Below are 18,407 nucleotides of genomic sequence, written 5' to 3' on the forward strand. Positions count from 1 at the left end.
CGCAGCCGCAGAAGCCGTTGCCGCCGATGCGGTGGACCTCGTCCTTCACGTGGATGGCGATGTCGTCCCAGTAGGCGAATTCCTGGGTGATGCGGGCGTCACTCTCGGGATCGTAGCGCTCGAAGATGTCGAGGGTGGCATCGGAGAACACCACGCCGAAGCCGAAGGTGTCGTCGGGGCGGTTTCGGTCGTAGACGGTAATCTCGGCGTTCGGGAAACGCTTCTTGACGAGGATCGACAGGTAGAGACCCGCCGGCCCGGCGCCCACCACAGCGATGCGGCGCGTCCGATCACGATCCGTGCGTCCAGTGGCAACCTCACCCGTCGCACCCTCCTGAGCCTGCGGCGGATGCGTTCGGCCCGCTATATGCTTCAGGCTTAAAGCACATTGCAGCAAGCGGCAAGATGATTTAAGTCTAAATCATTCCGGCGGACCCAGCCTGTCGCGCCGGTCCGATCTCGAACGCGAGGCCTCACCGTGGATGCACCGTCCGAGTCTGACATCGCCGTCGACACCTTCGCCCGCGACCACCTCCCGCCGCGCGGATCCTGGCCGGAGCTGATCTTTGCCCTGCCGGAACTCCGCTACTCGCGCCGCTTGAACTGCGTCACGCATTTCCTGGACCGCTGGATCGCGCAGGGGCACGGTCACGCGCTCTGCCTGATCGGTGAACACGAATCGCTGACCTACCGGCAACTGTTCGAGCGGGTGAACCGCATCGCCAACGTCCTGGTGAACCGTCTCGGGTTGCGTCCCGGCAACCGGGTGCTCCTGCGCTCGGGCAACACGCCGATGATGGTGGCGACCTACCTCGCGGTGATCAAGGCGGGCGGCATCGTGGTCGCCACCATGCCGCTGCTGCGGGCCCGTGAGATCGCCTATCCGGTGAACAAGGCGCGCATCGCCATCGCGCTGTGCGATTATCGCCTCGCCGAAGAGATGGAAGCGGCACGCGCTCATGCGCCGGGGCTCGAGCGCGTTGTCTATTGGGGCGGGAGCGGCCCGGATTCGCTCGAAGCCCTGATGGCTGCCGAGAGCCCGGCCTTCACCGCCGCCGACACGGCCGCCGACGACGTCTGCCTGATCGCCTTCACCTCGGGCACGACCGGCGAGCCCAAGGGGGCGATGCATTTCCATCGCGATATGCTCGCAATCTGCGACACCTATGCCCGGCACGTGGTGCGCGCCGGGCCGGCGGACCGCTTCATAGGCTCGGCCCCCTTCGCCTTCACCTTCGGCCTCGCGATCATCCTGTTCCCGATGCGGGTGGGCGGATCGGCGGTGGTCCTGGAGAAGGCGGGGCCGGACGAACTGGCTCAGGCGATCGGGCGCGATCGGGCCACCGTCTGCTTCACCGCACCCACCGCCTACCGGGCGATGTTGTCCAAGCTTGCGGCCTACGATCTCTCGTCGCTGCGCCGCTGCATTTCGGCGGGCGAATCCCTGAACCGTGCAACCTTCGACAACTGGAAGGCCGCGACCGGCCTGACCCTCCTCGACGGGATCGGCGGCACTGAGATGCTGCACATCTATCTCGCTTCGCCGGAGGACGAGGTACGCCCCGGCGCGACCGGTCGCCCGGTGCCGGGCTACGAGGCCCGCGTCGTCGACGACGCCGGGCAGGAGGTTCCGCCCGGCACGGTTGGGCGCCTCGCCGTGCGCGGGCCGACCGGCTGCCGCTACCTCGCCGATTCGCGCCAGACCACCTACGTCAAGGATGGCTGGAATTACCCCGGCGACAGCTACGTCATGGATGAGGACGGGTACTTCTGGTACCAGGCCCGCTGCGACGACATGATCGTCTCCTCCGGCTACAATATCTCCGGGCCTAAGGTGGAGGCGGCGCTCCTGCGCCACCCTGACGTGCTCGAATGCGGCGTGGTCGGTGCGCCCGATCCCGACCGCGGCACCATCGTGAAGGCCTATGTCGTCCCTGCGCCCGGCGTGGCGGCTGATTCTGTTCTCGCCAAGGCGCTCCAGGATTTCGTGAAGGCCGAGATCGCACCTTACAAGTATCCGCGCGCCATCGAGTTCGTCGAGAGCCTGCCGAAGACCGCTTCCGGCAAGATTCAGCGTTTCGCGTTACGCCGTCACCCGGCCGAGGCCGCGCCGCAAGTTCTGGCAGCCTCGGCATGAGCACCGCCCTGCCCCGATCCGGCCCTCCCGCGCGGGCGGCGCAGGCCGGGCTATTCCACGCCCTGGTGCGTGTTCGCTTTTCGCATTGCGACCCGGCCGGGATCGTCTACTTCCCGCGCTGGTTCGACCTGATGAACGGCGTGGTCGAGGACGGGTTCGGCGAGGCGCTCGGTCTCGATTACCGAGGCTTCCATCAAGCGCGCGGCATCGGTCTCGGCTACGCCCATGCGGAGGCGGATTACGTCAGCCCCGGCTTCTGGGACGATCGGCTCCACGTGTTCGTGCGCATCGAGCGCATCGGCGGCGGCTCCCTTGCTCTGGCGCTGACGGCTTATCGCGGCGAGGCGCCAGTGTTCGCTGCCTGCCTCGTCATCGTGACCACATCGCTCGAAACGCGCTGCGCGATTCCCCTTCCCGACGACCTGCGTGCGACAGCCGAACGCTACCGCGCTGCGCAGCCCCATCCTCCCGGAACCGGAGACCTCCGATGAACGCCATGTTCGAGACCGCGAGCCGGCCCACCGCCGTGCTCCAGCCCTCCGGCTGGCCCACGCCGCGCGGCTACGCCAACGGCATAGCCGCCTCGGGGCGCCTCGTCGTCACCGGCGGTGTCGTCGGCTGGGACGAGCACGAGCGCTTCCCCGAGGGCTTCGTCGCCCGAGTCCATCAGGCGCTCCGCAACATCCGTGCGATCCTGGCCGAGGCGGGCGCCGAACCGCACCATCTCGTGCGGCTGACATGGTACGTCACCGACATGGACGCCTATCTCGACGCCCGGCGCGACCTCGGCGGGGTCTATCGCGACGTGTTCGGCCAGCATTTCCCGGCCATGGCCCTGGTCCAGGTCGTCCGTCTGGTCGAGCCGCCCGCGCTCGTCGAGATCGAGGCCACCGCCGTGATTCCGGACTAGGTCGATGACACCCGCCGACCGCGACAGGCTAGACCGCGAGTACAATGCCCGGGCGAGCGTCCCGAGTTTCGAGGCCGAGTATGCTCGCTACGTCGCGGCGAGTGGCGAGGCGCAATCGCGCCTGGAGCGGGTGGCCGACCTCGCTTACGACCCTGCCTCCGGCGAGACTCTCGACCTCTACCCGGCCGGACCGGGCAGCCCCCTGTTCCTCTGGATCCACGGCGGATACTGGCGCGCCCTGTCGAAGGACGACAACGCCTTCCCTGCCCTTGGGCTGGTGCCGCAGGGCATCTCGGTAGCGGTGCTGAACTATTCCCTCGCCCCGGCGGTCCATCTCGACGAGATCGTACGCCAGACCCGTGCGGCCCTGGCGTGGCTCCACGCCAACGCAACCCGCTTCGGTCTCTCGAGCCGCCGCATCCACATCGGCGGCTCCTCGGCCGGGGGGCATCTCGGCGGGATGCTGCTCGCCAAGGGATGGCAGCAAGACTTCGGCCTGCCCGAGGATATCATCGCCTCGGCGCTGCTGCTCTCGGGGCCGATGGATCTCGAGCCGCTGATCCACACCCACATCAACGGCTGGATGAACCTCGATATTGAGGCAGCCCGGCGCAACAGTCCGCTGAACCTGATTCCCGCGCGGTCGAAGGCGCAACTCCAGGCCTCCGTCGGCGGCCTGGAGAGCGACGCCTTCAAGGGGCAGACCGCGACCTATCTCGAAGCCTGGACATCTGCCGGTCACGCGGGGCGTGCCATCGCGATGCCGAACTACAACCACTTCGACATAGCCCTATCCTTGCGCGAACCGAATGGCCCGCTGGCCAAAGCCGTCGCCGCCGCCTGCTGAGCGCAGCGTACCCTCGCTCATCAGCCGAATCGGACGCGACACCGGAAGCCCGGCCCTCATGAAGGCCGGGCTTCCGGCGTTTCGCGCCCGTTTTTCGCGGGGCCCGTTTCACAGGCAGGACCTGCCCGCCCCGCGAGCAATCTGCTCAATATATTGCACATGCGAACTCTGTTTTTGTGGTGCAACATCGCGGCAACAGGATAGATGCCTCGATATCTCAGAGTTTTCCGAAATCTTCGTCGCATTGATGCGCGATATGGATATTTGGATCGTGTTCGGGATAGATCGCCAAGGCGGCTGACGTGAGATTTCCTGCATGGAAGACGCGCTTCGAACGAGGCGCCCGTGAGGGAGACAGCATCATGATCACGCAGCGCAATGTGTGCGTCATCGGCTCGGGCATCAGCGGCCTCGCCGCCGCCAAGGCGTTCCGCGAACGCGGGCACCACGTCACAGTGCTGGAGCGCGGCCCGGATCTCGGCGGCGTGTGGGAGCCCTCCCGCTCCTATCCCAACGTGAAGACTCAGACGCCCAAGGACATCTACGCCTTCAGCGAAGCCCCTATGCCGACGGACTATCCGGAATGGCCGTCGGGCGGGCAGGTCTTTTCTTATCTTCGGAGCTATGCCGAGCGGTTCGGCCTCGTCCCGCTCATTCGCTACGGCCAGTCGGTGACGGAGCTGAAGAAGCGCACCGGTCTGGGCTGGGACGTGACGACGAAAGGTCAGGACGGGGCGGCGAATACGAAGACCTACGACTTCGTCGCCATCTGCACCGGCCAGTTCAGCCACATGAATAAGCCCGCCCATCCCGGCGCCGACGCTTTCCGGGCGGCAGGCGGGACGATCCTGCATTCGTGTGAGCATAACGACGCCGAATCGGTGCGCGGCAAGCGGATCGTGGTACTCGGCTACTCGAAATCCGCCACCGACGTCGCCGTCAGCGCCGTGAAGCATGGGGCGAGCGCCGTGACGCTAGTCTTCCTGGAGCCGACCTGGAAGATCCCGTATTTCTTCGGCGGCCTGATCAACTTCAAGCGGATCCTCTACTGCCGCGCGGCGGAGTCGATGTTCCTGCCCTACAATGCGGGCCCGCTGCGCCGGATCGCGCAGAAGCTCGCCACCCCGCTCATTTGGGCGAACTGGCGCGCGCTGGAGACGCTGCTGACGCGTCAGTTCAAGCTCAACAAGAACGGGCTCCGGCCCAAGACCCGGATCGAGGACGACATCCACTGCAACCTCGCGGTGGAGACACCGGGCTTCTACAAGCTGGTGACCGAGGGCAAGATCACTGCGATCCAAGGCACCATCGCCTCCTACGAGGGGTCGCAAGCCGTCCTCACCACGGGCCAGAAGGTCCCGGCCGATCTGGTGGTCATGGCCACCGGCTGGCGCCAGGACGTGCCGGTGCTCGACGGCGCCGACCGCGCCAAGCTCATTGATGCGGACGGCCAGTACCGGCTCTACCGCTGGGTGGTGAACCCCGACCTGCCCGATCTCGGTTTCGTCGGCTTCAATTCGAGCTTCGCCACCAACCTGTCCGCCGAACTCGGCGCGAACTGGCTGGTGCGCTTCATGGACGGTCAACTCGCCCATCAGCCGAACCGCGCGGAGATGGAGCACGAGATCGCTCGCCTTCGGAACTGGCGGCAGACCGAACGGCCCTCCGCAAAGGGCTATGGCGGGCTCTGCATCGCCCCCTACCACAACCACCACTTCGCAAGCCTGCTGGCCGATATCGGCGTGCCGACCCGCGAGGCAAACCCCCTCACCGCGCTGTTCGCGCCGCTCCGCCCGCCCGTCTACGCGGACCTCCTCGCCCGCGCGCCGGCCTACCGGGCAGAGGCCGCTCCCCGTCCCGCGAGCTTCAAGGCCGTGGAGACGCCGCGCGCGGCCTGAAACGGTCCCTCAACGGCGGCGGCGGCGAAGCGTTTGCGAGGGCGCTTCGCCAAAGCGGTCGCGATACGCCGCTGCCGCCCGGCCGAGATGGTTGAGCCCGACGCACAGGGCGAGGTCACCCACCTTGGCATCCGCATCGGAGGCGAGGATCAGCGCCCGCCAACGGTCGAGCCGCTGGGCCAGGATGAAGTCGGAAATCGTGCTCTCACGGAACTGCCGGAAGCCCTCCTGAAGCGAGCGCATGCTGCTTCCGGACTTCTCGGCGAGATGCGGCAAGGTCAGAGCGGAATCGAGATGGGCCCGAATGTACTCCTCCGCCCGCCGGACATGCGCGGGCGCCACCGAGACGCGCTGGGATTGCGACAGCGACGTCTCGCCATCTCGTTCGAGCATGTGCCCGACGAGCAGGGTGACGAAGGCCGAGGCCAGTTCCCGCTCGAACACATCAGTGCCCGCAGACGGCCGGTCGCGGCTCTCGGCGAGATGCTGCAACAGCGTGACTTGGGAGCGGATGGCGGCCCCCCTCGGACGCCGCAGATCGATGGCCGGATCGAACTCGAACGGGCGGGGAATCCGGTCGAGCACCCGGATGACGTGCTCTTCCAGAAGCCCACGCGGCACGAGCACGATGAGCTTCTCGCAGCCCGCGTCCCAAACCATCCGCGTCGGGAAGGCGGGCGAGAGCAGGGTGGCGCGGTCGACATTCGCGAGGGTCTCGTAAGGCCCGTTCCGGACAAGGGCGGACCCGGCGAGCGGCACCTGGAGCAGGAAGAACCGGTCGAGGCAGCCGGGATCGATCTCCACCTGAGCCCCGTACGATACGAAGTTCAACGTCAGCCCGCCGAACGCCGCCGAGTGGTGCCGGGCCTCGAACAGGGCGGCCGCACCGGGACCGACGGGATTTAGGTCGTGAGGACAGAAGATCCGCCCGATCTGTTCACGTGACAACTCGGGATCGCGCGTATCGACGAGCGTGTAGCGCGCCAGCGGCAGGGCAGCGGCGACAGGATCGTGCGGCTCGCGTGGCTTCTCGTCTTCCATGGCCCAATCGGTCGTCCAGGCCCGAGACGCAAGAATGCCTGTTGCTACAAAACCTACACAAGGCCCCGTCGCGTGCCGAGTTCCGTTTCCTGCGTGAAATGGATAGCGCAGACGTCAAATGGATAGCAGCCTTGGGGCTCCGCTAGAGTATTCGTGTTTATAAGCTCACAATATAATTTATCTTTGTGCCGCAAGATTCACCAAAGTGAGGAAATCATGAGCAACATTGGTCCCCTCCCCGCCGGAATCACAAGGGCGGGGGAAGGCGTCGACGGAAAAGTATGGAATGTTCTTGGTCATACCTACTATTTCAAGGCCAATTGCGACAGCGCCTTCTCTTTCGAAACGTTCGATCCGCCGGGAACGTTCGTCCCGCCGCACATTCATCCGATGCAGGACGAGTTTATCTACGTCCTCGAAGGCATGTTCGACCTCTACCTAGACGGGCAATGGTTGCAAGCGAAGGCAGGTGATCTCGTCTGCATGCCTGCGGGCAAGCCGCACGCCTATTACAATAAGACTGACAAGCCTAACCGGGCGATCTTCTGGGTGAGTCCAGGTCGCAAGCTCAAGGAGCTGTTCGACCTCCTTCACAACCTCACCGACCCGGAAGAAGTCGTGCGCCGCTCTGCGACCTGCGAGGTCGACTTCCTGCCGCCGGGCGCGGTGCCGGGAGCCTGATCTGTCAACTCATCGCGGCCCGGCCAAGGGGTAGGGCCGCCCTTCAACTTGCGCGAGGGGGCATCATGACGAGACGGGGAATGGGGTTGCCGGGGCGTGCCCGGTCTTTTGCGAAGCGGGCGTCGCTCGCCCTCACCGCAGCGCTCGCCCTCTCAGGGCCTGCCGCGGCCTACGATCTACCGAACGTGAATCTTGGTTTTACCAGCTTCCTCGACGGCGCGCCGCCGTCGGGGCCGGGCTGGTATCCGACGCAGTATCTTCAAGTCTATTCCGCCGGCCGCCTCACGGATACTCGCGGCCGCAGCCTCGGTCTGCCCAAGCAGGACATCACGGTCTTCGCCAGCCTGACGCAGTTGCTCTACGTGTCGCCGATCAAGATCGGCCCCGGTGCGCTGGGCCTCGACCTCATCGTCCCGGCAATCCCCGCCTCGAGCGCAGATGACGGCCTCAACGGTGCGGCCCTGAAGGCGCAGCAGGGCATCGGCGACATCTTGATCGGCCCTTTCATCCAGTTCGATCCGATCATGGGCGAGAAGGGGCCGGTTTTCCTGGGTCGTGTAGAGGCGCAGATGATCCTGCCGACCGGCAAGTACGATCCGACCGCAGCGGTCAATCCAGGCTCGAACTTTTTCTCCTTCAATCCCTACGTGGCAGGCACGTTGTTCCTGACACCGGATTGGACGGTTTCGGCACGCTTCCATTACCTCTGGAACGCGACAAACGACCGGCCGAACATCGGCTTCGGGCCAACCGTCCTGTCGACGCAGGCCGGACAGGCGCTCCATGCCAACTTCGCCACCGAATTCAGCGTGACCAAGGAGTTGAAGCTCGGCGTCAACGGCTATTGGCTCCAGCAGATCAGCGATACCCTCGCCAACGGCATCGCCGTTCCGGGGCGACGCGAGCGTGTCTACGCTCTCGGCCCCGGCGCCCTGCTGGCCGTGAACAAGGACAACTTCCTGTTCTTCAACGCCTTCTACGAATTCGGCGCCCGCAACCGCCCAGAGGGCCAACGTTATACGGTCCGCTGGGTCGGGCATTTCAACTGAGGGCAAGGCCCGGCAGAATGCGCCGGAGCGCAACCAGGCGCTCAGTTGGCTTGATCGTGACAGTTGCCGCGGCGTCTCAAGACGCCGCGGCAACGCATTCTAGCGGCATGAGAGATCGGCAGGAAGACGTTCTTCGTCCAAATCAAATGCGAGATCGGACAGACTTACACCGTCTCTGATGCCCTCTCGGCGATGGAGATCGCCTCGGAGATCTACTCGACAGCCGGTCGTTTCGACATCCTGGCCAAGTTCCACGTCGACAACGATGTCGATATCGGCCTGTTCGTGAATGACTTCTTGTTACGGCTGAAAGGCGTGAAGGACTCCGAAACGATCATCGCGTTCAAGGCGTTTCACTGAGGAGTGAGTGTCACGACTTAGAGCCGATCTCGATCGCGTTGCAATCGAGATCGGCTCTAAGTCCTTGTTTCGACGCGCTCTCTTTCGCCGAACCGGTGTCCACTTCGGCGGAGCACGCTCTAATCTGCCAGAATTTTTCTTCGTGAAGTGACCTGACCGGTATTTTGGACCGAGCTGATAGAGAGGCTACTGCATGGCCGCTGCCATGGGTAGCCGGAAGGCCATATCCGGGAAGCTGACAGGCGCGGCCGGACGCGGTTGCAGGTGTTTTGCCAGAGACCGATTACGGCCTGCGCCTCCTTCAGCGAGTAGAAGATCTCCTGTTCCAGGCACTCGTCCTTAAGCTGGCCGTTGACGCGCTCGTGAGTCGCCGTTCTCCCACGGCGATCCTGGGGCAATGTCGTGGATCTGGCAGCCAGCCTTGACGACCCACTTGCGCAATGCCTTCGCGATCATCTCCGGACCATTGTCGCAACGGATGTGTTCCGGGATGCCGTGCAGGCACATCGCGTCGGCCAGCGCCTCGATCACGCCCAGGCTGTTGATGCGCCGGGCCACCTTCAGCGCGAGGCAGGCCCGGCTGTGCTCGTCGATCAGCGTCAGGATGCGCAAGCTCCGCCCGTCGTGGGTCTGAGCCTGCACGAAGTCGAAGCTCCAGACGTGATTGCGGCGGAGCGGCCGTAGGCGCACGCAGGACCCGTCGTTCAGCCAGAGGCGGCTGCGCGGGCGGTGCTTCTGGGGGACCTCCAGCCCCTCACGACGCCAGATACGTTGAACCCGATCTTTGCCCACCTGCCAGCCCGCTGCCTGCAGCAGGGCGGTGACGCGGCGGTAGCCATAGCGCCCGTACTCGGATGCCAGGGCGATGATGGCGCGGGTCAGCCCATCCTCGTCGGCCAACACGGTCGGCACGTAGCGCTGCGTGCCCCGGTGCTGGCCGACGATCCGGCAGGCGTGACGTTCCGAGAGGCCGTACTTCTCTCGGATGCCGTCAACCGCCTGCCGGCGTCGCTCGGGGGCTACAAGTTTCCCGCCGCGACGTCCGCCAACACCTGCTTCTCCAAGGACAGGTCGGCCACAAGCCGCCGCAACCGAGCGTTCTCGCGCCCCAGATCCTTCATCTTCCGCGCCTGATCGCCTTGAAGGCCGCCGTACTCTTTGCGCCAGCGGTAGTAGCTTTGCTCGGAGATCTCTGCCTCCTTGCACGCCAGCGCTAAGCTCTTGCCCTGCGCCGTCTGCACCTCAATCCGGCACAGCTTCAGCACCACCTGCTCACCGCTCGTCTTCTGGCCTCGCCGCATGCCCGACTCCTCTGGCCCTGGCTGATCCTCTCAATCAGCTCGGTCCAAAGCCAGCCGGTCAGGTCACTTCCTTGGTGCCGAGACTCTTGATCCAGTTAGCCTTCCCCGTCCGGGGGGCTGGCATGAAGGGACGCAAGTCAGCCGAGATGGCGCGGCGGAAGTAATGGGTCCCGTGCCGATCCTTGGTGCGGTACGTCATGCGTGCCATAGCGTTTTGCATCACCGGTTTGCAGGACCGGCGGCTGCTTAAGGCACTGATCGATGAGGAATTTCAGCTCGCGCAACAGCTCAGAGGTGCTGTGGCGCGCCCTGCGGGATTCTGTGTAGGGTCACTCAGAACGCTGAAAATCCAAGTGTTTTCCCATCAGCTCGTAGCATCAGTGTAGCACGTTTTCGTAGTTCCCATCCGAGTGGTCTACAGCCTGTAGGACAGCGGTCCCTACCGCATCGTGCGCCGGCCCGTGCACAACGCCTACGGCCCCCTGGGCGTCGCCGTGAGCGAGCGGTGCGCCTACGGGTGGCAATGGATCGACGGCCTCGAGCGCGCCGAGCTGGGACGTGGCGCGCTGCGCGGGCCGCTCGCGGTCTCGCTACGCGTCCTGCATTGCCCGCGGCAACCGACGGCGGCCGAGGAGCTCCTGGCCGACCTGGCCCGGATACGGCTCGGACCGGTCGTCGGCACCGTCGCGGGTGTCCAGCGCCCCCGGCTCGCGGTGCAGAAGCCGAAGGCGGCGGACTCCGCCGAGATCGCCGCGCCCGCCGTCCCGGCCACTCCCTCGCCCGCCGCCCCGACGGTTGCGGTGAACGGCAGCCGTACCCTCGTGATGTTTCCGCAAAGGCCGGCGACCCCGCAAGGCTTTTCTCGCGGCGCTGGCGCTCGCCTGCGCCAGCGTCTCCAGCGTCGTCCCGCTCGCGGCCTTCGCCGCCGAGGTCGTGACGGCCCCGGCCGCGCCTACTGCCGTCGTGCTGCCCTGAGGCGACTGGATCGTGGCCATCGGCTAGGCAGCCACTGCCGTGGTGCTATCCGCCCTACGCGTGATCTCGCCTCGCTCGACCCTTCAGCCCCGCCGGTAGCCACCGCGCGGTGCTTCTTCGCCTCCAGACGCGATCAGGCCGACGATGGCGGCGGGACGTCTGCGCTCAGCGGCCCTGGGTCGCCGGTTTGCCGACACTACTGGCGACCGGCGACGAGTAACGGGTCTGCTTCACCTTGCCCGAGCGACTGTCGGAGCATGAGGCCTGCTCCGATCATCGTACCGACCAAGCCCACGGCGACCAAGGCAATGAGAAGCGCGCGAACCATGGCCGCCTGGTGTCATGAGTACTCAACGGGCGCCGGCATTGCATGCAATTGGTTCGCAACCCGTTTATGCGCCGCCGGGGCGGCTAGGGCTGCGCGTGCCTGTGGGACGCCTGTACGTCTTCTAACAGAAGCCAGGGTCGTAGACCCATTCCGCCCACCGCCAAGGCTGCGATGAATAAGGCTGCCCCAACCGCGGCAAGAACCATGCGAACCATGGGGCGGGCCTTACACGCGCGTGTCCGATTACGGCATCCCCAACTGATACTGAGACGCGCTACCGCAGCCTGCGGGACTTTGGCGCATGACCCATGGCCAGGGTCGCGGCGACCCCGCTCAGCCCCAGGGTTAGGAAGGCCATGGCAGAGAGGTCCGCCGGTTCGACGACGATGCTGCCGGTCCCTCGCATCGCCGGCCAAATCATCATTACCGCCAAGCCGATGGGCGCCACGAAGATCGCCGTGAACAGTGGAAGAGTGAGAAGACGGCCCATGGACCTCAACTTAGGCGTGTAGTCGGGGCCAATAGGACACGGACTTCTGGCCTGGGCAAGGGGCTGGCCCAGGCGGCGGGGCAGCGTCTCAGCCTCAGCGGCGAGCCGCCGGATCATCGTCCCGAGCCGCGCCAGAAGCATCCGGCGCTGCCGGAAGGTTGGCGCATCGTAATCCTGGCGCCACGCCGCTAGCGCCTCCTCCAGCGTGCGATCCCTTAGGTAGAATGCGGCGGCGGCGCGCCGCACTTCGCCAGGATCGGCAGCCTGATCCGAGCTCAAAACGGCCACTGAGCGGCGGTTGCCTCGCGCGGCTCGTCCTCAGCCTCCGCCTCGAGCCGCTCGCCTGGCGCGATCAACCCCACGATGCTGTCGAGCGCCTGCGGCACCCGGATCGTGCGCCCGGCGGCGGTGATGAAGGTCTCATTGCGCAGCGGGTCTGTATCGCTGAGGGCTTGGACGCTCGTCACGCGCAGCAGATGCCGGCAGCCATCGCCGTCCTGCACCTGCAGGTAGCTGCCCACGCGTCGCACGGCCGTCATCCCGGTTCTCCGCACCAAGGCCCGAACGGTCGTTATCCACGGTTTCCACAGGCACGATCTCCTGCGTTGACCCGGGCCGCGCCGCCTGCTTGTTCTCTTTCCGTTCTAGCACGGAGCGGCGCAGGAATGCACGGGCAGCCCCAGGAAGTTCGGCCGTCCGAGGCCGAGCGGATCGCCCTCGCCTATCGGGTAGCCGCGCAAGGCGATGCCTGGGCGGCGCTGGTGCAGGCGGTCGAGGACGCGCTGACCGATCTGGCCGAAGCTGAGCGCCGCACGCTGCGCCGCGACCGGCTGATCTCGCGCGGCTACATCCGCGCGGGCGCGCCGCGTTCCTGATGGAGCGGCTGTGCGATATCCGGAGCCGGCGCCTGATCATCTCCTGCAGCCCCTGCCGCCGGTTGGGCTCATACTGCCTTGACAGGCTGAGGCAGCGTTTCGGCGAGCATGCCTCCCTCTATGAGGTCTACGTGCGGCTGACCCAGACTTGCCGGTATCAGTATGAGGTCGGCGCCCGGCAGCCGAACCAATACGGCCGGGCGTGTCGGGCCCAGGTCGACACGGACGACACCGCACGGTCTGGAGCGCTGCCGTCCCGCACTTGAGCCGGCTCGCGCCCTCGGCGAGCATGGCGGCATGTGCAACCTCTACAGCCTCATCCGTCCGCAGGCCGAGATCCGCGATGCCTTCGGCATCCGACGTGACGATGCCGGCAATCTGCCGCCGCTGCCGGGCATCTTCCCGAACACGGCAGCACCTGTCGTCCGCATGCGGGAGGGCGAGCGCAGGCTGTCGATGATGCGCTGGGGCATGCCCTCGCCAGCCTTCGTCCTGAAGGGCCGGAAGGTCGATCCCGGCGTCACCAACGTGCGCAACACGGCCTCGCCGCACTGGCGGCGCTGGCTCGGGCCGGAGCACCGCTGCCTCGTGCTGTTCACGAGCTTCTCCGAGAACGAGGCCCTGCCGGACTGCTCACATCCGCCGGTCTGGTTCGCCCTGGCGGAGGACAGACCGCTCACCTGCTTTGCCGGCATCCTGACGGAGGGCTGGACCTCGGTGCGCAAGGTCAAGGACGGCGAGACGACCGACGACCTCTACGCCTTCCTGACGACGGAGCCGAACGCCGAGGTCGGTGCGGTCCATCCAAAGGCGATGCCGGTCATCCTGACGACGGAGGAGGAGCGAGAGGTATGGCTGTCGGCACCCTGGTCGGATGCGAAGGCGCTACAGCGCCCCCTGCCGGATGGTAAGCTGAGCGTCGTCGCGCGCGGTGCTCGCCATGATGGTGACTGATCGAGGGTGGCGCAGACAAAGCCGATTGGCGCAGGTCGACGAACAGCATCACGGAAGCCGAAGCGCGCTCATCCCGTTGAGCAACGCGGCAAGCTCCGCCTGCTTTGAGGTGCCGGTCTTGAGATAGATGGCTCTCAGTTGGGCCCGGATCGTGTGCTCCGTGACGCCGGCTTGCGCTGCGGCCTCCGGCACGCCGCATCCTCGCGCGATGTCACGGGCGACCCGCGCCTCTGCCGGGGTCAGATCGAACAGGCCCTGCACGAGCCGCGCACTCGGCAGGCGATCCGCGTCGGCAATTGTGAAGACGACGAGGCAGGCCGTGCGCGCGAAGACGTCCCGCGCGGCTCCGACCACAGGCACCAGATGCAGGATCGCAGTCAGCCCGACGAAGAAGCCACCCCTCACTTGAGGGATGCGGGCAATCGAGCTTTCAAGATCCTTGGGCGCGCAAGCCGTTCTTCCCGCGCTGAAGAGGGTTGCGAACTCGCGCGTTTCTCAGGGGTGCATATGACATCTCATCTTAAGGTCGCTTTCATTGCTTCCACTATGACACTGAGCGTTATGCCGTCATTCGCTCAAAGCACACCAGAAGAGATGAGGGCTGTCGATAATTATTTTGGAAAAGTTGCTTGCGACACAGATGCTAAACTGATTTGCCAAAATAGCGATTGTCGTCGGCTTTCCAAGAAAGAGTCGGGCGCGAGTTCGCCACTGGAAGTCGATGTGCCGGGAGGCAAAGTTTTTCTTGGCGCAGCCAGAACCGAATTTGCTGCCAAGATACATTCGCGAGTTGGCTTAAAGGCTGGACGCTTGGTGATGGTTCGCGCCGAGTTCGACCTCAAAGGCCGCAACGCTATCATTACCCTATCAGCGGACAGTCCGGAAGACACCTCCCGCGATGGGTCGATGTCGTACCAAATAAAGCCGGATGATGCCAATAGCCGGATTGTGCAAGTTTTGAACTGCAGGCCGGCCAGATCTTAAATTTAATTGCCTTTCCGACCTTTCCGCGCCGAATCTGCCCTAATCAATGCGCAGGGTGACATCGGATTGATCTCTGGACGATCAATCAAACACCGCGGGGCCGCTGACTCCGGTCAGCAGAAAGGGCCCTGGCCGCTCGCACGGTCCAGGGCCCATCGAAGTCTGTAGCAAGTACGCGTGGCGCGTCAGGCAGCCTTCCGGCGCCCCTCAGCCTGACCGCGCTCAATCTGAGCCCCGGGGCGGCCGAGGCCGATCTGCTTGGCGAGCGCAGAGCGCTGGGCCGCGTAATTCGGCGCCACCATCGGGTAGTCGGCCGGCAGGCCGAAGCGCTCGCGATAGGCCCGCGGCTCGAGGCCCTGCGCGGTCAGGTGCCGCTTCAGCGTCTTGTAGGACTTACCGTCGATGAAGCTGATCAGCCCGTCCGGTGTGATGCTCTTCCGGATCTGGGCAGGCGTCGGCTTCTCGACCTCCTCGACCGCTGGCGCAGCCGTCGCGCCAGAGGCGATGCCGGTCAGCGCGGCGTGGATGCTCGCGATCAGGGTCGGGAGGTCGCTGGCGGGAACCGGGTTGTTGGAGACGTAGGCCGCGACGATATCGCCAGCAAGCTCAATGAATTCAGGTGTTTGTTTGGACATGATTTCCAGTGTTTCTGTTATCGAATCAAAATTCCCCTCGGCGCGGTAAATCAGTCAGGCCCTATCAGAAATCAAGAGGCCGGACCGTCAAAACTATGCGCGATTGCCTATAAACTGACCTCGCTCAGTGCAGATCAGGCATGAGACTGGAGGGCGCGATGCGCCGCATTTGGTAGTTTGCGCCGCTGGCCAGATCCGTACGGTGAGCGCCTGGACCTGACGCCGGGCGATGTGCTGAGAGGCCTGGCTTAAGCCTTCGCAAGGGGCGTAGGGGCCCGCGCTGGCGGCGCTGACGTGAGGCGGTGAAGGATCAGACGATGTCAACGAGCCCGACGCCTCCGAGCGCCAGCGCCTCCACACACGTCTGCCAGCCCGGCCCAGTGGCTTTGTGGGCGTCGAGCCCAGCCGACGGCACGCGCAGCGTCAGCCGCCGTCTTACAGGCTCACCAATCGCCGGAGCCACGACCTTAGCCGCCACGCTCGTATCCGCAGCCATAGCCACGCGGGCTGCCTCATGCGCCGCCCAGCTCCAGCTGTTCGGCCAGCGCGAAATGCTTGCCGTGGGGAGCAAGCCTGCGTCACTTCGCCGGCCGAGTTCGGGCAGTAAGCTTGTTGCCGTCCGGATCGCGAAGATAGGCGACGAAAGCACCGTTCGGGCGTTCTGCAGGCGGGCTCTCGATCGCAGTACCCCCATGCGTGGTGCCGGCCTCGTGCCATGCGAGTACATGGTCGCGGCTCGCGGCGGCGATACCGATCGTCCCGCCGTTGGCCGCGGTCGCCCGATTACCGTCGATCGGTTTCGTGATCATCAGCCGACCGCCCTCGTGGTTGTAGATCAGCCTGCCCTTATCATCCAACTTGCCAGGCCTGCCTCCCAATGCCGCGAACGTGGCGTCGTAGAAGCCCCTGGCCTGCTCCAGGTCGTTGCTGCCGATCATGACGTGAGTGAACATGGTTCCTCTCCAGCAAGGGGCAGCAGGAGATAGGTACAGGCAGGCGCCGGGGCGAGACGAGGCGCACGTCACGGCTCTGATGCGGTCCTTGTCCGACGTTCACGACCGTGGTTTGAACCAGCCGTTCGGGCAACGGATGGCTGAGGGGCAGCAAGGAATTGAGGACGGCATAGCTGTGAGCGACTTTCCATGCAGCCTGAACAGCGGGCCGGACCCTCAAAGCAAATCGAGGATCCGGCCCGTAAGCCGCTTGGACCACACCGCCCAGTCCCAGCGTCATGAAGCGCGCCCTTCGCGTCGTCGCGGACGCCAAGGAGGTTTCACATCTAGACAACTAGTCCCATACACTCGCAGCGGGGGCCTTATACGGCGCAAAAACAGTTTCTTCCGCTGGGCACCTAGACTGAGGCGCTAATTCTTTGGCGATCGGCGGAGGTATGAGTTCGGCTAAAATTCCGCTCACGTGCGCTGGGGTCAATCCCATCGCCACGCCGATTTCGAAAACGAGTGTTTGCGTGGAAGGAGCTATTGCCTCGTCGCCGAGGGCCGCACGCAGCACTAACTCCTTGCCCCGAGCGGTCAACTCGTCACCGCGCTCGCGAACCAAATTCAGCATTCCACTCCGATCAATTGAAGTAGAAAGCTGAGCTTCTGTCCCTTCCGGTAGTTTTTTAATACCAAGTAATCCGCAAGTAAATTTCTCAATCTGTCCAATAGTAAGTTCGGCCTCGCGAGAATGAGCAACATGGATCATGACTTGGCCTGCCATCGCGGCAATGGCTGCCATTTTTATCGCGTGCTCGCGTCGTGGATCATGATCGATTGCCTGCTCTTGGTATGCATTGGAGCAAGTCTGGCACTCAACATAAGACTCATGAGTGTCGAGCACTACCAATGGTATCCAGTACAAATGCCCCCAGCGCCTAGGGAGTTTGTGTATATACTGGCGATCGGTTTGACACTGCGGACAATAAAATTGCCCTGATTTTAACTCCTTACGGATGACATAACTGCCCCAGATGATCATGTATGCTTCGCCGTAAAATCATGATGGTTCGGGAATATATTTCATCTATTATTGTTGCGAGGCCGCGAGATGGCAACGACAGAAATGTCACAGCGCTTCACGTTTTGAGTGCAGAATTTTGGGCAATTTGGCCGCGGTACGCGAGCTAGAGCGTCATCCGATCAGATTGGATCATATGCGTCGTAGCCTGCGGCGGCGAGATAGCGGCGGCATTCGGCTGGCGTGAAGCTTACCTTGCCCCCTGGCCTGCCCTCGTTCTGAAGCTAGAGCAGTTCCCGGTCAGGTGGCGACGGCCAAGTCGTCCTCGTAGCCAGCTGCGGCGAGGTAGTTGCGGCACTCCTGCGGAGTGAAGCGCGTGAAGGCCTGACGGATCGCTGCCCAGAGATCTGGGATCGTGCGGGCGGCCGCGCTGCGCAGCAACGCCTTCAGCTTTGCGAACACTTGCTCAATCGGGTTGAAATCAGGGCTGTAGGACGGAAGGTAGAGCAGCCGCGCTCCGGCGGCCTCGATCGCGTCCTGCACGCCCGCAACCTTGTGGGCTGGCAGGTTATCCCTGACGACGATGTCGCCCGGCTGCAGCACCGGGATCAGGGTCTCCGTGACGTAGCTGCGGAAGCGCCTACCGTTCGTGGGACCATCCGATAGCGCGGTGCCACACGATGCCGAGCCGGTCGGCCGCCCGGCCGAAGTGGAGCTCCTCGGCGACCGCGACGAAGTACCTGAGGTGCCGGCGCTCCACGAGGTGCCTTCCACGTTAGTCAGCGCCTAGGGTCTGTTGTCGCCTGAACGGATTGCGGCTGCTCGCGTTTTCTCTTTTTCGAGCGAGGAGCCGTAATGCTGTCGGACACCCAGTGGGCTGAGTTGGAGCCTCTGATTGAGGAATGCCGGCCCAAGGCCAAGACACCGCCCCAGGAGGTTCGGCGCACGATCTCGGCGATCCTCTGGCGGCATCAGAACGGGGC

At 64.6% G+C, this 18,407-nt stretch carries 17 protein-coding genes and 5 pseudogenes; 11 read left to right on the top strand and 11 right to left on the bottom strand.

All coding sequences use genetic code 11. The features are described from left to right. Nucleotides 1–268, bottom strand: a pseudogene (locus MTDSW087_RS27785) (bifunctional salicylyl-CoA 5-hydroxylase/oxidoreductase); the annotation flags it as partial. Nucleotides 269–478: 210 nt separating this feature from the next. Between MTDSW087_RS27785 and MTDSW087_RS27790 the strand changes: the two are divergent. From MTDSW087_RS27790 to MTDSW087_RS27810, 5 genes are all read left to right on the top strand, one after another. Further along, on the top strand, nucleotides 479–2,137 hold the full coding sequence (locus tag MTDSW087_RS27790) for a benzoate-CoA ligase family protein (protein WP_144768734.1): 1,659 nt from the start codon (nucleotides 479–481) through the stop codon (nucleotides 2,135–2,137). Beyond that, nucleotides 2,134–2,628, top strand: coding sequence for an acyl-CoA thioesterase (locus tag MTDSW087_RS27795; protein ID WP_144768736.1), 495 nt, complete (start codon nucleotides 2,134–2,136; stop codon nucleotides 2,626–2,628). Before MTDSW087_RS27790 ends, MTDSW087_RS27795 begins: the two co-directional genes overlap by 4 nt. After that, nucleotides 2,625–3,047 carry a RidA family protein gene (locus tag MTDSW087_RS27800; protein WP_144768738.1) on the top strand — a complete coding sequence of 141 codons (423 nt, stop codon included), beginning with the start codon at nucleotides 2,625–2,627 and terminating at the stop codon, nucleotides 3,045–3,047. Before MTDSW087_RS27795 ends, MTDSW087_RS27800 begins: the two co-directional genes overlap by 4 nt. Before the next feature lie 4 nt (nucleotides 3,048–3,051). Next, nucleotides 3,052–3,894, top strand: coding sequence for an alpha/beta hydrolase (locus MTDSW087_RS27805; RefSeq protein WP_144768740.1), 843 nt, complete (start codon nucleotides 3,052–3,054; stop codon nucleotides 3,892–3,894). Between the two features lie 362 nt (nucleotides 3,895–4,256). Continuing rightward, complete coding sequence (locus MTDSW087_RS27810; protein WP_144768742.1) at nucleotides 4,257–5,792, top strand: flavin-containing monooxygenase; 1,536 nt, start codon at nucleotides 4,257–4,259, stop codon at nucleotides 5,790–5,792. A gap of 9 nt (nucleotides 5,793–5,801) precedes the next feature. Here MTDSW087_RS27810 and MTDSW087_RS27815 read toward each other — a convergent pair whose 3' ends face one another. After that, the gene (locus tag MTDSW087_RS27815; RefSeq protein ID WP_144768745.1) at nucleotides 5,802–6,833 is read right to left on the bottom strand and encodes an AraC family transcriptional regulator; all 1,032 of its coding nucleotides are present in this window, start codon (nucleotides 6,831–6,833) and stop codon (nucleotides 5,802–5,804) included. 216 nt (nucleotides 6,834–7,049) lie between these two features. On the opposite strand from MTDSW087_RS27815, the gene MTDSW087_RS27820 reads away from it, so the two are divergent. The 3 genes from MTDSW087_RS27820 to MTDSW087_RS27830 all read left to right on the top strand — a co-directional run bounded on the left by MTDSW087_RS27820 (nucleotide 7,050) and on the right by MTDSW087_RS27830 (nucleotide 8,923). Then, on the top strand, nucleotides 7,050–7,514 hold the full coding sequence (locus MTDSW087_RS27820) for a cupin domain-containing protein (RefSeq protein WP_144768746.1): 465 nt from the start codon (nucleotides 7,050–7,052) through the stop codon (nucleotides 7,512–7,514). Nucleotides 7,515–7,594: 80 nt separating this feature from the next. Continuing rightward, a complete protein-coding gene (locus MTDSW087_RS27825) occupies nucleotides 7,595–8,563 on the top strand; it encodes a SphA family protein (RefSeq protein WP_144768748.1) in 969 nt (322 codons plus the stop codon). Nucleotides 8,564–8,677: 114 nt separating this feature from the next. After that, nucleotides 8,678–8,923 carry an Lrp/AsnC ligand binding domain-containing protein gene (locus MTDSW087_RS27830; protein WP_144768750.1) on the top strand — a complete coding sequence of 82 codons (246 nt, stop codon included), beginning with the start codon at nucleotides 8,678–8,680 and terminating at the stop codon, nucleotides 8,921–8,923. Nucleotides 8,924–9,109: 186 nt separating this feature from the next. Here MTDSW087_RS27830 and MTDSW087_RS27835 read toward each other — a convergent pair. The 3 genes and pseudogenes from MTDSW087_RS27835 to MTDSW087_RS27845 form a co-directional block, all read right to left on the bottom strand. Next, nucleotides 9,110–10,224, bottom strand: a pseudogene (locus tag MTDSW087_RS27835) (IS3 family transposase). A gap of 1,577 nt (nucleotides 10,225–11,801) precedes the next feature. Further along, nucleotides 11,802–12,296, bottom strand: coding sequence for a hypothetical protein (locus MTDSW087_RS27840; protein WP_144768752.1), 495 nt, complete (start codon nucleotides 12,294–12,296; stop codon nucleotides 11,802–11,804). After that, the gene (locus MTDSW087_RS27845) at nucleotides 12,293–12,556 is read right to left on the bottom strand and encodes a hypothetical protein (RefSeq protein ID WP_144768754.1); all 264 of its coding nucleotides are present in this window, start codon (nucleotides 12,554–12,556) and stop codon (nucleotides 12,293–12,295) included. Before MTDSW087_RS27845 ends, MTDSW087_RS27840 begins: the two co-directional genes overlap by 4 nt. A gap of 126 nt (nucleotides 12,557–12,682) precedes the next feature. On the opposite strand from MTDSW087_RS27845, the gene MTDSW087_RS27850 reads away from it, so the two are divergent. Continuing rightward, nucleotides 12,683–12,892 (top strand): hypothetical protein, encoded by a 210-nt coding sequence (locus MTDSW087_RS27850; RefSeq protein WP_144768756.1) that lies wholly within the window; start codon nucleotides 12,683–12,685, stop codon nucleotides 12,890–12,892. 297 nt (nucleotides 12,893–13,189) lie between these two features. Further along, nucleotides 13,190–13,846, top strand: coding sequence for an SOS response-associated peptidase (locus MTDSW087_RS27860; RefSeq protein WP_144768760.1), 657 nt, complete (start codon nucleotides 13,190–13,192; stop codon nucleotides 13,844–13,846). A gap of 48 nt (nucleotides 13,847–13,894) precedes the next feature. On the opposite strand, the gene MTDSW087_RS27865 is transcribed toward MTDSW087_RS27860, so the two are convergent. The 6 genes and pseudogenes from MTDSW087_RS27865 to MTDSW087_RS27890 form a co-directional block, all read right to left on the bottom strand. Further along, nucleotides 13,895–14,251: a helix-turn-helix transcriptional regulator gene (locus MTDSW087_RS27865; protein ID WP_238179705.1), complete on the bottom strand. Its 357-nt coding sequence runs from the start codon at nucleotides 14,249–14,251 to the stop codon at nucleotides 13,895–13,897. A 764-nt stretch (nucleotides 14,252–15,015) separates the two neighbouring features. Continuing rightward, nucleotides 15,016–15,465 (bottom strand): Ros/MucR family transcriptional regulator, encoded by a 450-nt coding sequence (locus tag MTDSW087_RS27870; RefSeq protein WP_144768762.1) that lies wholly within the window; start codon nucleotides 15,463–15,465, stop codon nucleotides 15,016–15,018. 578 nt (nucleotides 15,466–16,043) lie between these two features. Next, nucleotides 16,044–16,418: a VOC family protein gene (locus tag MTDSW087_RS27875; protein ID WP_144768764.1), complete on the bottom strand. Its 375-nt coding sequence runs from the start codon at nucleotides 16,416–16,418 to the stop codon at nucleotides 16,044–16,046. A gap of 334 nt (nucleotides 16,419–16,752) precedes the next feature. Then, nucleotides 16,753–17,445, bottom strand: coding sequence for a hypothetical protein (locus MTDSW087_RS27880; protein ID WP_144768766.1), 693 nt, complete (start codon nucleotides 17,443–17,445; stop codon nucleotides 16,753–16,755). A gap of 279 nt (nucleotides 17,446–17,724) precedes the next feature. Further along, nucleotides 17,725–18,111: pseudogene (locus tag MTDSW087_RS27885) on the bottom strand (transposase); the annotation flags it as partial. Further along, nucleotides 18,104–18,184, bottom strand: a pseudogene (locus MTDSW087_RS27890) (LysR family transcriptional regulator); the annotation flags it as partial. The pseudogenes MTDSW087_RS27890 and MTDSW087_RS27885, both read right to left, overlap by 8 nt. A gap of 95 nt (nucleotides 18,185–18,279) precedes the next feature. Here MTDSW087_RS27890 and MTDSW087_RS27895 point away from each other — a divergent pair. After that, a pseudogene (locus MTDSW087_RS27895) lies at nucleotides 18,280–18,407 on the top strand (IS5 family transposase); the annotation flags it as partial.

Origin of the sequence: Methylobacterium dankookense, from assembly GCF_902141855.1 — a bacterium.
Classification (GTDB): Bacteria; Pseudomonadota; Alphaproteobacteria; order Rhizobiales; family Beijerinckiaceae; genus Methylobacterium; species Methylobacterium dankookense.